General features: G+C 59.8%; 9 protein-coding genes. All 9 read right to left on the bottom strand.

Translation table 11 applies throughout. From position 1 onward, the window contains the following. Positions 1-17 precede the first annotated feature (17 nt). The 9 genes from T3A99_RS24095 to T3A99_RS24055 all read right to left on the bottom strand — a co-directional run bounded on the left by T3A99_RS24095 (position 18) and on the right by T3A99_RS24055 (position 13,560). Positions 18-2,951: a TIGR00180 family glycosyltransferase gene (locus T3A99_RS24095; protein WP_322834872.1), complete on the bottom strand. Its 2,934-nt coding sequence runs from the start codon at positions 2,949-2,951 to the stop codon at positions 18-20. A gap of 50 nt (positions 2,952-3,001) precedes the next feature. Next, positions 3,002-3,739 (bottom strand): cephalosporin hydroxylase family protein, encoded by a 738-nt coding sequence (locus T3A99_RS24090; protein WP_047226228.1) that lies wholly within the window; start codon positions 3,737-3,739, stop codon positions 3,002-3,004. A gap of 15 nt (positions 3,740-3,754) precedes the next feature. Beyond that, positions 3,755-4,825: a class I SAM-dependent methyltransferase gene (locus T3A99_RS24085; RefSeq protein WP_047226227.1), complete on the bottom strand. Its 1,071-nt coding sequence runs from the start codon at positions 4,823-4,825 to the stop codon at positions 3,755-3,757. Further along, positions 4,815-5,684 carry an NAD-dependent epimerase/dehydratase family protein gene (locus T3A99_RS24080; protein WP_047226226.1) on the bottom strand — a complete coding sequence of 290 codons (870 nt, stop codon included), beginning with the start codon at positions 5,682-5,684 and terminating at the stop codon, positions 4,815-4,817. The genes T3A99_RS24085 and T3A99_RS24080 overlap by 11 nt, the downstream gene beginning before the upstream one ends. After that, the gene (gene rfbC, locus T3A99_RS24075) at positions 5,684-6,244 is read right to left on the bottom strand and encodes a dTDP-4-dehydrorhamnose 3,5-epimerase (RefSeq protein ID WP_047226225.1); all 561 of its coding nucleotides are present in this window, start codon (positions 6,242-6,244) and stop codon (positions 5,684-5,686) included. Before rfbC ends, T3A99_RS24080 begins: the two co-directional genes overlap by 1 nt. Next, positions 6,241-7,323 (bottom strand): CDP-glucose 4,6-dehydratase, encoded by a 1,083-nt coding sequence (rfbG, locus tag T3A99_RS24070; protein WP_288913533.1) that lies wholly within the window; start codon positions 7,321-7,323, stop codon positions 6,241-6,243. Before rfbG ends, rfbC begins: the two co-directional genes overlap by 4 nt. Then, complete coding sequence (rfbF, locus tag T3A99_RS24065; RefSeq protein ID WP_047226223.1) at positions 7,305-8,078, bottom strand: glucose-1-phosphate cytidylyltransferase; 774 nt, start codon at positions 8,076-8,078, stop codon at positions 7,305-7,307. Before rfbF ends, rfbG begins: the two co-directional genes overlap by 19 nt. A 256-nt stretch (positions 8,079-8,334) precedes the next feature. Continuing rightward, on the bottom strand, positions 8,335-11,901 hold the full coding sequence (locus tag T3A99_RS24060; RefSeq protein ID WP_288913530.1) for a glycosyltransferase: 3,567 nt from the start codon (positions 11,899-11,901) through the stop codon (positions 8,335-8,337). Positions 11,902-11,994: 93 nt separating this feature from the next. Continuing rightward, positions 11,995-13,560, bottom strand: a complete 1,566-nt coding sequence (locus T3A99_RS24055) for a flagellar hook-associated protein 3 (RefSeq protein ID WP_047226221.1) — start codon at positions 13,558-13,560, stop codon at positions 11,995-11,997. Positions 13,561-13,570 lie beyond the last annotated feature (10 nt).

Raw genomic sequence — 13,570 nt, 5'->3', positions numbered from 1 at the left:
CCTTTTGCCTGGCAGGCTTATGCGAGCAACCGCGACCAATCGACAGCCGTAGCGGTGCCCAGCGCAAAGCCGGTGCCGGTCAAGGCCAGGTTGGGGTTACGGGCCAGGTCGTGTTCAAAGCGCGCCCGCCATTTGTCCTGCAGAGCGCCGGCAGCCTGTGGCGCTTGGGCGAATGTGCCGGGGTGCAGCATCTGGGCCTGAGGGGTCCAGACGGTGAGATAACCCGCATCGGACGCTTTCAGGCACAGATCGACATCGGCAAACGCCTCAGCGAAGTGGCCCTCGTCCAGGCCGTCCACAGCTTCGAACAGCTCCTTGCGGATCATCAGGCAAGCGCCCGACACCGCCGAGTAGCTCTGCTCCACCTGATGACCGTTGAGGTAGCCCTTGGCGTCCTTGCGTTCGCCAACAAACACCGAGCCCACCTGGCCGTCGGGCTTAAGCACCAGCCCGGCCTGGGTGGTGACACCGCGGTTGTCCATCTGTTTGCTGCCGACGACCCCCACTTCAGGCCGCTGGGCCTGGTTGAGCAGACTGTCGAGCCAGTTGGAGTTGACCACTTGCACCTGGGCCGACAGCAGCACCAGATAGTCACCTTTGGCCTGGCCGCTGGCCCAGTTGTACAACGCCGAAGTGCTCAAGCGGCGGTCGCTGCGCAGGATGCTAATCCGGTCGCCCTTGCCTTCCAGGCTATCCAGCCACTGGATCAGGTCTTCGGATTGGCTGTGGTTGTCGGCAATCACGATTTCATGACGATGGTAGCGGGTACGCTGCAGCACGCTGACCAACGCCTGTTGGATGTGTTCGAAGTTGTCGCGGCTCTCAAGGATGATCGACACCAGTGGCCGTTCGGCGTGCTGGTAATCGATCTGGTAGGTCAGCGGCTGGGCCGAAGTGACCTGGGCGCGATAGCCCCGGGCAGTCAAGTGACGGGTCAACACCTGACGCTCTTGAGGGTTTTCTTCCTGCGTCGGGGCGTTGCAGATCAACAACGGCTCGGCCAGATGCGCCAGGCCGCTGAGCCCTTCGTCCTCGATCAGGCGCAACAGCAGGTCCAGTTCCAGGGCCTGGGTGTATTGCGCGGTAAAGCCACGGGCCTGGGTCAGCACCTCACGGTGAATCAGCCAGTGCCGCGCCATCAACGAAGGCACCGATTGCAACAGATCGAGGTTGACCCCCGGGCGGAATACGTCGGTGAGGCCGCCATCGGCCTTACGCTGGATTTCATCCATGGCCACCGCGCGCACGCCCTCGGCACCGATCAGTTCGAGACTGGCGCGCAGCAGGCCGCTTTGGGTGAACTGGTCACCGGCTTCGGCCAGCAACAGCCAGTCGGCGGTGGATTGCCCGACGATCTGATTGATGCGCTCGACGTAATTGGTGGTGCTGACTTTGACGAAGTGCACGGTGTCACGCGCGGTGGTGGTCGCCGGCAAGTCACCCGTGGTGAACACCACGACGTTGAATGCTTTGCAATGGCCGTTGACCAGGCTGTCGAAGGTAGCCTGCAACTTGAACATGTCAGCGTCCAGATCCAGCAACAGGATGCCAAACCGCGGCCCGCCCTGATGCTCGGCCAGGTGGGCGGCGATGGACTTGAGTTGCTGTTCATCGGGGTTACGTGCTTCAAGCCAGCTCAACAAGCGACCGGAGTGCATGTTCTCGAGTAACCGGCGATCCTGCTGCCCCGGCACCGAGTCCAGACGCTCGAGCCAGGCCTGCAACTTCACCGATTCTTCAGGCTCGTCGCTGTTCTTCAACGACTCGGCCAGGCGCTTGACCACGGTACGGCTGAACGCATAAAGACCTTGGGCTTCCCACAAGCGGCTGCGTATCGTGCGTTCGTTGTCGTTGGGTTGCACCTGCATCAGTTCGTGCTGGCGCAGCAGGATGCCTTCCAGTTGCTGAAGCTGAAGGCGACCGGCCGGCATTGCATGCAGCAGGAATTCAAACTGGGTCAGCAGATCGAAAACCCTCTGATTATAAAATGGCATTTCGACAAACTGCTGGGGGCCAAACGAACGCATCGGCTCGCCCCCTGCTTCCAGCCAGGCCGAACGAATGATCTGTGTACCTTTGAGTGAGCGCCCCTGCTGCAAGCAGTCAGCCATGGCCGCAAAACTGTCCAAAGCAATCTGTTTGATACGCTCCGGAGCCTGCTCGGTAAGCTGGGTAGGCACGGATGCCAGAAACTCGGCGAACTGTTCACGCTCGGCAACGCTTTTGGCATCCTTGAAGGTGAGCACGGTCAACACATTGGTGTTGTGTTCGGAACCGCCGTAGTTGAGTTCGCGCACGGCGAACGGAATCGGCAAGATCCGCGCCTTGGCGCACGCCAACAAGTAAAAGGTATGACCGATTTCCTGCCATTCGAAACTGGTGCCTGGCGGCAGCATGCCGTACCACTGCTGCAGCAGGTCGGTGCGGGTCACGGCGTAGAACGGCGGAAGGAACTGATCCATGAAACGGATCACACGGTCCTCGGCCAGTTCGCTGTTGTAGTCCTCATGCACCTTGCGATCACGACGGAAGTAGCAGACTTCTGTGGCGCAGGACAAATACATGATCCCGTAGCCATGGCACAGGCCATAGTCAGGATTGGCTTCGAGGAACTCCACCGATTCGGTCAAGGCATCGTGCAGCAGGAAATCGTCATCGGCGGCGAACACCATGTAGGGCGTCGTGACCTGATTGACGCCGTACACCAGCTTGTCTTGCAGCCCCTTGTAAGTGAACTGAGGCAAGTGCCGGTAATCGACCGAGGGAAAGTCCCGGGCAATTTGCTCATCGCGCTCGACCGATGAATCAAGCACCAGCACCGAACACGGATAGCCGCTGTAGTAATGCAATGTCCGGCGCAGGAACGCACTGCGGTTGTGGGAGATCACCACCACTGTGAACCGCTCGTTCAGCGGTGCCACGTTGCTTTGAGCATTGTTTCGAACCTGCATATTTCCTGTCCCCACAACCTGCCAGACGCCAATGATTTGATACGGATGAATTAACGAACCCGGCGCAGATAGCCATCCGGTGCAACGGTGATCAGCAGCTTGTTCTGCAACTGCCGGTCAATTTCGAAATCGCCATTTTCCTCGAGGTATTTCCACACCGCGGTTTTCGGGTTGTCGCCCGGGCCCCATGGACGATCCGGGAAAAAGTCCGCCGGCATGTCCTCGACCACCGTGTCCATCACCACGCAATAGCTGCCTACCGAAACCAGCGGCGCGTACAGACGCAGTTCTTCGAGCACATGGTCGTGGGTGTGGTTGGAATCGAGCACCAGGATGACTTTCTTGCCTTTGGCCGCTGCATGGACCTGCTCGGCGATAGCCGCATCGATGCTCGAACCCTCGATCATCGAGATGCGTTTGCTCATCGGGTGGTTTTCGATGGCTTCACGGTTATGCGGGCGGATATCCAGGTCGATGCCCAGCACTTCACCGTGGCCTTGCAGTTCCAGCAACGAGGCGTAGTAGATGATCGAACCGCCGTGGGCGATGCCGCACTCGATGATCAGGTCAGGCTTGATCTGCCAGATCAGTTCCTGCATGGCCATCATGTCCTGCGGCAACTGGATGATCGGCCGGCCCATCCATGAAAAATGGTAGCTGTACTTGTGGCGGGCCGATTCGTTGAAGAACTCCTTGGCCAGCGCAACGACTTTCTCGTCTTGGCCTTGAGCTGAGATTTCAGCCTGGCATTGGGCTTCGAAAGTTTTATGAAGAGTATTGTCGGTCATGTTCGAATCTCGCGGTTATTGGAACGAAGCGCTGTCAACGGCGTGATAGACGTATCGCCCACCGGTCATCCGCTTGATCTCTTCGAAGTAATTGGAATTCATCACAAACAGATTGGCGCCTTCAGGCAAGGTGTCCATCGCCTCCTGGGGGGAGGACACTCGCACACCACTCAGAGGCAAGTAGCGCCCCTGCTTGGTTGGATTGATATCCACCACGCGATCCACTGCCACGCCTGCACGTTGCAGCGCTAATGAATAGATCACGCCTTTGGAGGAAGCGCCCCAGATCGCCGAACCTTGCTCAGGCGCGCCCCGGATGATCTGCACGGCACGGTCGAGGCTGGCGGTGAAGTTTTCAGGCAGCATCAGCGGCTGTGGTGCCTCGGCGGGTGTGCTGCGCAAAGTGGAAAGATCCGCAACGATGTAAAGGTATTGGCCGCCGAATAAATGACCCGCCTCGTGCACCGTCCCGAACATTGCGCGCAAATCGGCGAGGCGGAAGTAATTCACGTGCTCGTAGAACACATCGAACCAGGCTCTGTGCTCCACAATCCAGTCGAAACACGGCACTTCGATATAAATCTGTCCGTTCTGGTTGGCAGCGGCGATTTCAGTCAGAAAACCGACCGGATTGCTGATGTGCTCCAGCACATGGCGCAACACAATGGCATCAGCCGCCATCCCCAACTCCCGACTGAAGGGAGCCTTGATCACATCAGGGTTATCACCTTCATAGGAAGGATCGATCCCGGTGATGGCGTAGCCCATGCCTCGCAGCATCTCGAGGAAATAACCTTTTCCGCAGCCAACTTCAATCAGGCTTTTGTCTTTGAAATGTCGCGCCAGGATCGCTTCGACGTCATTCAGGTGCTGTTGAAACTGCACTGAGTGAGCCTGCTCGTTTTGATAGTCGACGTCATAACTGAGTTTGCTCGCGTCGAATGCCTGATTGAAGATCAGACCGCTCTGGCTGTCCTGCACCAGCACGATATCCGCGCTGGCCGACGCCTGAGCCTGTTCGGCAGTGGCAAATGTGCGGTTCTGCAGAATCGGCAGTCCGCTAGCCCGATACAGTTCATGCTGCATGTTCTTCTCTCCTGAGCTGAGAAATCCGCTGAGCATCACCCCAAAACGCCATGGGCTCATGACCCGAGTACCCGTAGTGCCCCAGGTTCAAGGCGATGGCCGACTGGCGCTCACGCACTCGCTGTTCAACCAGAGCCCGCACCGACACCGGATGACCACTGCAACAGTTGATCACCCCCTCGACATCGCGCCGCGCAATCAGCGAGGCCAATTGAGAAGCGGCTTGTCCGATTTCCAGGTAATCGCGTAACTGGTCGCCCGCAGACATGTTGAACTGCGCATCACCTTCGTCGATCGCCCGATCGAGACTGGCCAACAGACTGTTAGGGTTCTGTCCCTCGCCGTGCAAATAAAACAGGCGTGCCCACTGCAACGTAAAGGCGCGCTCGCGCTGCAAGGCTTCAAGAAACTGATGCAATGTATGTTTCGCCAGGCCATACGGCGTGCAAGGCTGTGCGATCACCGTCTCGTTCAATGGGCCACTTTGCAGCCCGTATTCAAAACAGGTACCGGTGACCAGCACATGGCTGACACCAGCCTCGATCACGCGCTTGAGAAACGCGTAGTCCAAAGGCAAGGTTCGCTCGAAATGGAACAGCGCCTGATAGTTCGGCAGGCCTGGCCAAGCCAGATGCGCGATGGCCTCGACCCCGTCAGTCAGAGCGGCCACGTCCAGGTCCGGTGCGTGGATGTCTGCCGTGCAAAACTCCACATCATCAAACCATGGCATGGCACGCGCGATTTCGACGTTTCGGCCAGAAGCTCGAACCTTGAAGCCTTTAGCGAGTAAAGCACTGACCAGATGCCGACCGACAAAACCGGTGGCTCCCGTAACCAGTACGGTCGAGGAATGCCCCATTACAGCTCAACTCCACTGAAGTCTTTGTCCAGCAACGGATGACTCGCGTCTTTGACCGACAGGTTTTTAACCGGCAACGGCCAGGGTATAGACAGTGCAGGGTCAATCACCGAAAGGCCGGCTTCATGATCCGGAGCGTAGTCAGCATCAGTCAGGTACAGCACTTCAGCGTCATCAGTGAGGGCTTGGAAACCATGAGCGAAACCGGCAGGAATCAGCAAACTGCGGCCGTCATCGGCTTGCAGCTCCTCGGCATGCCACTGCAGGTAGGTTGGGGATTGCGGCCGCAAGTCGACCACCACGTCCCATACCGCGCCCCGGACGCAAGTAATCAGCTTGGACTCTGCATATCCCGGCTTTTGGTAGTGCAGACCGCGAACGCTACCTTTTTCGACCGTACGTGAATGGTTGATCTGGCGAATAGCGAATGGACGCCCCTGAAGCGTGAGGCGGGACTGACAGAACAATCGGGCAAAACGGCCCCGATCATCGCAGAAGACTTTTTGCCGGATCAGATACAAGCCTTCCAGCGCCAACGCCTGAAGGGTGAAATCAGTCATAACCGACCTCTGTAGAGATTCAATTGATTCAGAGTTATCGCACGCATGTCATCGCCGTTCTGCCACGCCAAATGCCAATCGAGGGTCTGGGCAAGACACTGCTGCAACGACCAGCGCGGTTGCCAACCCAGCAACTGACGGGCACGGCTGCTGTCCAGGCGCAGCAGGCCGGCTTCATGCAAAGCACTCGGTTCGATCCGTAGGCCCGGCGCCAGCGGCCAGCGCTCGGCGAGCAACTGGACGACTTCGCCGACGCTGCACATGTCGGCCTCGCCGGGGCCAAAGTTCCAGGCACCGGCAAACTCCGGGCCTTGCTCATAGAGGCGCGCGGCCAATTGCAGGTAGCCGGCCAGCGGCTCCAGGGCGTGCTGCCAGGGGCGTACGGCCTGGGGATAACGCAGCGTCACCGGTTCGTCCGCCGACCAAGCCTTGAGCACGTCTGGAATCAGCCGTTCAGGGGCAAAATCACCGCCACCCAGTACGTTTCCAGCCCGGGCCGTGGCCAGGGCCAGGCCGTGTTCAGCGTAACGATCGGCGGAGAAAAACGAGGCGGCATAAGACTGCGCCAGCAACTCGCAGCAGGCCTTACTGCTGCTGTAAGGATCGTGGCCGCCCAGGGCTTCGTTTTCTCGGTAGGGCCACAGCCATTCCTGATTGGCGTAGACCTTATCGGTAGTGACCAGGACACAGGCTCGCACGCCGCCGATCTGGCGGACCGCTTCGAGCAGGTTCAGGGTGCCCATGACGTTACTGGAATAAGTGCCCAGCGGATCGCGATAACCCTCGCGTACCAATGGTTGAGCCGCCAGGTGCAGGACGATCTGCGGCTGCACGTCGGCGAGCACTTCCAGCAACGCGCCGAGGTCGCGCAAATCACCGCGCCGATCATCGATGCCCTCGCCCACCCTTGCCAGCTCGAACAGGTTGGGCTCGGTGGCCGGATCCAGGGAAAAACCGCTGACCCGAGCGCCCAGGCTTTGCAGCCACAGCGCCAGCCAACTGCCCTTGAAACCGGTGTGGCCGGTGACCAGCACCCGCTTGCCGCGCCAGAACTCCGGGCTCAACCCCATAGTTTCCATGGGGCCTCCCCGCTTTGCCACAGGGCCTCAAGATGGTTTTTATCGCGCAGGGTGTCCATCGGGTGCCAGAAACCGTCGTGCTGGAACGCCTGCAGTTGCTGTTCCGTTGCCAGCGCCGCCAGCGGTTCGGCCTCCCAGGAAGTCTGGTCGTCAGCGATATAGGGCAGGACCTTCGGCGAGAGGACAAAGAAACCGCCGTTGATCCAGCCACCGTCGCCCCGGGGTTTTTCGGTAAAGCCAAGGACCGTATCACCATTGCGCTCCAGCGCACCGTAACGTCCTGGAGGTTGGACCGCCGTCACCGTGGCGAGCTTGCCGTGCGCCAGGTGAAAATCCACCAGCGCACCGATGTTGAGGTCCGAGACGCCGTCGCCATAGGTAAAGCAAAACGCCTCTTCGTTTTCCAGATAACGCGCCGCCCGACGCAACCGCCCGCCGGTCATGGTCTCTTCGCCCGTGTCGATCAGGGTCACGCGCCACGGCTCGCTGTAGTTCTGGTGAACGTCCATGCGGTTGTTGCACATGTCGAACGTGACATCGGAGGTGTGCAGGAAGTAGTTGGCGAAGAAATCCTTGATGGCGTAGCCCTTGTAACCCAGGCAAATGACGAAGTCGTGGATTCCATGAGCGGAATACTGCTTCATGATGTGCCAAAGAATTGGCTTGCCACCGATTTCGATCATCGGTTTTGGCTTGAGGTGCGACTCCTCGCTGATCCGCGTGCCGAGACCACCTGCCAAGATAACTGCCTTCATCGTCTCCCCTCTTGTCCATCACCGGGCTCGGCCAAGCGTTGTTTCGCTTTGCGGGCGCGGGGATTACACCTTCGATGCCGATCCGGGCGCCGCGGAATGCCGCAAGCGCTCGTTTTATGGCGATATGAGGGGGGCTTGCAGGAAACGCGCCAGCTCGCCGGAGGGGATTTGAATCAAAACAGGGTTGAATACTGATCTTAGTGGCGAGGGAATTTTATCCCCTCGCCACAGGCTTTCCGGCCCAAACAGCTCATGCTCAGTCCGGCAACCAGCCCCACAACCAATGCTGCAAGTTGTCGCCGCTGAGCATGAAATCACGAAGCACCGCTTCGCGCAGTTCATCGCCCATGCGGTAGCTGGCGTCAGGGTCGGTCAGGTGCATGCGGATCGCCGCGATCCATTCCTCGGTGCTGTTGCTGCGTACCTTGGTACACGGCAGGAAGCCGTCGTAAGCCTTGGTGTCGGTGCAGATAACCGGATAGCCGCAGGCGCCGTATTCCAGCAAGCGCAGGTTGCTCTTGCAGTCGTTGAAGATGTGGAACTCCAGCGGCGCCAGCGCCAGGTCAAGGTTCAGGCTGGCCAGTTTGAACGGGTAAGTCTGCAACCCGACGGAGCCGTGGAACTCATGAATGTAGGGGCGTAACGCGTCCGGGCACATCCCGAAGAACACCCACTCCACCTCATTGGCCAGTTCGCGGACGACGTCGGCAATGATTTCCAGGTCACCGCTGTGGCTGGTCCCGCCGCCCCAGCCAACCCGCGGCTTGGAAGATGTTCCGCGCCGGCTGGTCAACCGGGTCCACGGTTCGGGCGGCAGCATGTTGGGCACTACCCGAATTTCGCTATGCATGCTCGACAAGGCATCGGCCAGCGCCTGGGTCGTCACCACCACCCGGTCACACAAGCCAATTCCCTCGCGCAGCATCTGCTCGGTGTTGACCGGTTTGTTACGGGCGTGGGTATTTTTCTTGGGGGCACTGACCACGTAGTCGTCGAGCTCGAAAATCCGCAAGGCGCCGGAGTACTTCTTCATCCGCAGGATGTCACCGGCAGCGCCTTCGCTGTAGCGCCCCTGCAAAACGATGGTATCCGGGGACAGCCGCTCTATTTCCACGGTCGAAGGCGACTCGTAGGCCACCCGGGCAATCACCCGCCCGCTGGCTTCGAGTTCGGCCAGCGGGGCGGTGACCCGATAGTGGCCGACCGCGGTGGAGTTGACCGGCAGTCCCAGTACCAAGGGCAATGCACGGGTGCAGAACGGATTCCAGTTATTGCGCAGTGACGGTTCCAGACTGAAACTGGAAGCCCCAAGACTCAAGGCAGGACTGTAAGCCGGGTCACGAGCAATCTGCGGCAACCATTTGCGATAGAAAACTTCGCGTTCGCGCTCCTGCAACACTTCTTCCGGCTGGGCTGACGATTGCCCGGTCGTTTGCATGACGCTGGCGTAGGGTGTCCAGACCACCAGGTAGCCATCTTTACCTGCACGCAAGCACAAATCGACGTCACTGAGGCCCTGGGTGAACGTCGCGTCATCGAGACAACCCAGCTCCTCGAACACCTGCTTGCGCACTATCAGGCAGTCGCTGCTGACCGAACTCCAGTTCTGGGTCGTATGCAGACGTTGCATGTAGCCACGCGAGGTCGCGGACTCACCGTAAAATGGTGATCCCACCGGCCCGGCCAACCCGAGAATCTGCCCACCACCGACAATCGTGCCCTGGGGGCTGAGTATCCTTGCGCCGACCACCGCGACTTCCGGACGCAGGGCATGGTTGATCATCTCGTCCAACCAGTCACTTTCGCAAATGACAATCTGCGGGCTCAGCAGCAACAGGTAGTCGCCCCGGGCCTGGCTCGCGGCAAAGTTACGCACCGAGGCGTCATTGTCGTCACCGGCGTAGCGAAGCACGCGCAGCATGCTCGCGCCCAGCTGCGCCATGTCCTCGAGCCAGCTAAGCATGGCCGAATCCCGGACGCCGCTGTCCACGATCAGGATTTCATAGTGCGTATAGGCAGTGCGCTCGATCAGGCTTTCGCAGCAGCGCTGCAAGGCTGCCAGTGAATCACCCGTGCGCAGGATGATCGACACCAACGGACGGGTGCCGTAGCGGTAGTCGATGCGATTGATCAGCGGCAACACATCCTGGCGAATCTCGTGAGGTGCGCCAATACGCTCCAGGTGAGCGCCGACCATAGGAGCGTTGCCCTCGATCACCTCGGGCCACGACAACCACTGGGCGAAGCTCAGTGTGGATTCAACCTGGATCTCGGCAATGTGTTCGATGGTTTGCGGGCCGGCCTCTTCCACCAGCCGCCAGAGCAGATCGTGAGGCGCCAGCTCACCGCGAGCCGGGACGAACCCGCCCAGGGTCATGAAGCGTTCACGCTCGAAGGCCAGGGCCCGACCGACGTAGGGATAGGCGCGCATCAGGTCGAGGTTGAAATCAGGCTTGAACACCGGCTCGATGGACTCGCCGTTTACCAGCGCGCCTTCGTCGCTGTAAGCGCAGAGAATTCCGCTCTTGCCCGCCACGCGTTCGGCCAGGATCAACAACGCTGAATCACGGAGAGTATCGCCAGCACGCAGAAGATAGAACCAATGTGCGCCCTCCAACTGCGCAACGATGGCATTGAGTTGCCGCGCCCAGTCGGACTGATAAGGCAACTGCAACACCCGATCATTGACCTCACAACGGGCGTCGGAAAGCACCACGACAGCCTGGGCCGGATAGAGCTGGCCCTCTATGCTGCGCAGCGTGGTCGCCAATGCCACGTCGTCGCCGGCACTGTCGATGACAATCGGCACGATGTTCGGACGCAATGGCCAACTGTCGATGCGCGCAGGCATGACACGCTGCTCGACCTCGCTGAAGCGACGAATCGACAGCCACTCGCGGTAGAACTCGGCATAACTCTCGCTCTGAGCACCTACCCGGCCATTGACGACCGTATTGCGATTGCCCAGCACGCGGGTCACACATAATTCCTGCCAGGCGTGAGGCTGATCGGTGACTTTGTCCAGATCAACGCAACGCACCCAGCCAGAGGCCGGAGCCGCTTCACCGTTGCGTGCGGCGAGCATCTGCGCCAACCATTGCCACTCCACTTTCGCAGCCTTGAGCATTTCAGCAGTCTTGCTCAAACGCTCAGGGTACAAGCGCTCGATACTCAAAACCGTATTGAGCGCTGCCAGGTTACCGCGGCGCATCAGACAGACAAACAAGGCAAAGTCGAGGGTGGCAACGAAACCGGCTCCGCCCTGGACCAGCGCTGGCAGCAGCTCGAGCACATCGGCCCGGCGCATCAGGGCGGAACTGAAATTACCAACGAAATTAGTCGGCGTGCTCTCGAAAATCGCCAGCATGTCATCGCCCTTGAGCAGGGCATCGTTCGGCGAGAATCGGCAATTGTCGACGCGAGGCGGCAGGATGAAGTTACCCGCGTCACACAACAAGCGAAGGGCAAATACCACGCTGGCATCGGCGTGATCGATCAGCACCTGGGCCTGCATCGCAATGCTCGGCGCAAACAGCCGATCATCGTCGCACAGCACTTTGATGAACTCGCCCCTGGCCTCTTCGACACAACGCAACAGGTTGCCCTGAAGCCCCAGTCGCTGCGGATTTCGCAGATAGCGGATCGGATGGGACGGCTCAGTGAAGGAATCGACTATCCGGCGAATCTCATCGCCAGGCGAATCGTCGCAAACAACGATTTCGATCTGCTCGTAAGTCTGGGCCAGGGCACTGAGCAGTGCCTGATCGAAGAACCGGGGGTTGTACGCAGGAATGACAATACTGACGAGGGGCAATGGTTTCACGGCGAAAACTCTCGAGCGGCGGGCCCCGACCTTTTCAGGCCGGAGCCCCGGAACCGCTTAAAAAAGACGGTTGGCGGCTCGGTCGATACCGGCTCAGATCTTGTTGAACAGGCCCAGTTGGGTGATCTTGCTGAAAGCCAGTTGCGAGGCTTGCAGCATGGTCTGTTGCAACGTCAAGCGGGTCATCACTTCGGCCGGATCGGAATCGCGGATCGACGATTGGGTCTGGCTATTGGCCAACAACAGGCTCTGGTTCGTGTCGCTTTGGGTTTCCAGAGCCTGACCACGCCCACCTACCGAACTCAAGGCGCTGGACAACTGATCGGTGCCGCTGGCCAGGTTGCCAATACCGGAGGCCAGCGAAGCCTGCAGCTTTTGCAGCGCAATCGGATCGTTGTTGGTTGGCGTGCTCAACGCGGTTTTCAGTTGGTTCACGGTGTCCAGAATGTTCTGGGTCTCGTGAGTATTGACCGCGATGCTGAACTGATCGTCCGCACCGGGCGTACCGTCCAGGGTGAAGCTCACGCCCGAGGCGGTGGCCACGTTGCCGGCCAGGGTGCCGCTGGACACCGGCTGGCTGTTGGCGGTCAACGGCGCGGCGTACAAGTCGAAGTCGGTGGCGCTGGTGAACTTCAATACGGCCGAACCGGTAGGGAAACTGGCGTGATACGCCACCGGGTCGGTGATCTCGCTGCCCGTGACCTGGACGGTGGTCGGGTTGCCCGGGCTGCGGGTCGCGGCAAAGGTGTCCGGCTTGGCGGCCAGGGTGAAGGTATGGCCCGGCAACACGGTATTGGCATCATCACCGGTTTGCAGATTGATGTTCAGGGTCAGTTCCAGACCACGGAACTGCACCGCCTGACCTTTTTTGCTGCTGGGATCAAAAGCGCCGCCCTGGCTGGCTTCGGCGGTGACGTCGTTGCCGCCGGAGTCGGTGATTCTCAGCTGCGTGCCGCTGGTGAATTCAACGGTATAGGGTTCGCCGCTGCGGAATTTGCTGTTGTAGCTGACACTGGACGAGACCTGACCGTTGGACAGCACCACGCGACCATCGTCCACCGCCGGCGCGGTCATGGTGACCTGGCTGCGGCTGGTGTTGACGGCCTGCTGGAACACTTCCCAGCCGGTGCTGTTGGTGGCCATCGACATGGTATCGCCGACCGGCAGGTCGAGGGTCACCTGGTCACCGTTGTAACTGTAGCTGCCATCGTTGTTGCGGGTGAACGGGATGGTGTCGCCCTTGGAACCGGCAAAAATGTACTTGCCGTTTTCGTCCTTGCTGTTCATCAGGCTGAGCAACTGCTCTTCGATCTGCGCCAGCTCCGAGGCGTTGGCCTGGCGGTCGGCGTCGGTGTAGCCAGCGTTGCCGGCACCGACGGCCAATTCCTTGGCGCGCTGCAGCACGTTGCCAATGCTGGTCATCACCGCTTCAGTGGTGCCCAGCGTCGCCTTGATGGTGTTGGCGTTGGTTTCGTACTGAGCCAGCATCGAGGCCTGTGTGCCCAGTTGCAGCAGACGTGAAGCCCCTACCGGGTCATCGGCAGCGGTATTGACGCGCACCAGGCTGCTGGCCTCTTCGCTGGTCTTGACCACATTGGCGAAGTTTTTCTGATAGTTCGCAGCCGTGGATTCGTAAAACTGGGCGGTAGAAATTCGCATGGGCTACGAC

The sequence above is a fragment of the Pseudomonas sp. N-137 genome, from assembly GCF_034555295.1.
GTDB lineage: Bacteria > Pseudomonadota > Gammaproteobacteria > Pseudomonadales > Pseudomonadaceae > Aquipseudomonas > Aquipseudomonas rhizophila.
The sequence above is the reverse complement of the archived record's forward strand: the minus strand, read 5'-3'. Positions and strand labels throughout refer to the sequence as shown.

Coding starts and splice junctions, on each gene's coding strand:
- rfbG (WP_288913533.1), bottom strand. CDS start 7,323: ATGGAAACTATGGGGTTGAGCCCGGAGTTCTGGCGCGGCAAGCGGGTG.
- T3A99_RS24055 (WP_047226221.1), bottom strand. CDS start 13,560: ATGCGAATTTCTACCGCCCAGTTTTACGAATCCACGGCTGCGAACTAT.
- rfbF (WP_047226223.1), bottom strand. CDS start 8,078: ATGAAGGCAGTTATCTTGGCAGGTGGTCTCGGCACGCGGATCAGCGAG.
- rfbC (WP_047226225.1), bottom strand. CDS start 6,244: ATGACTGATTTCACCCTTCAGGCGTTGGCGCTGGAAGGCTTGTATCTG.
- T3A99_RS24080 (WP_047226226.1), bottom strand. CDS start 5,684: ATGGGGCATTCCTCGACCGTACTGGTTACGGGAGCCACCGGTTTTGTC.
- T3A99_RS24090 (WP_047226228.1), bottom strand. CDS start 3,739: ATGACCGACAATACTCTTCATAAAACTTTCGAAGCCCAATGCCAGGCT.
- T3A99_RS24095 (WP_322834872.1), bottom strand. CDS start 2,951: ATGCAGGTTCGAAACAATGCTCAAAGCAACGTGGCACCGCTGAACGAG.
- T3A99_RS24085 (WP_047226227.1), bottom strand. CDS start 4,825: ATGCAGCATGAACTGTATCGGGCTAGCGGACTGCCGATTCTGCAGAAC.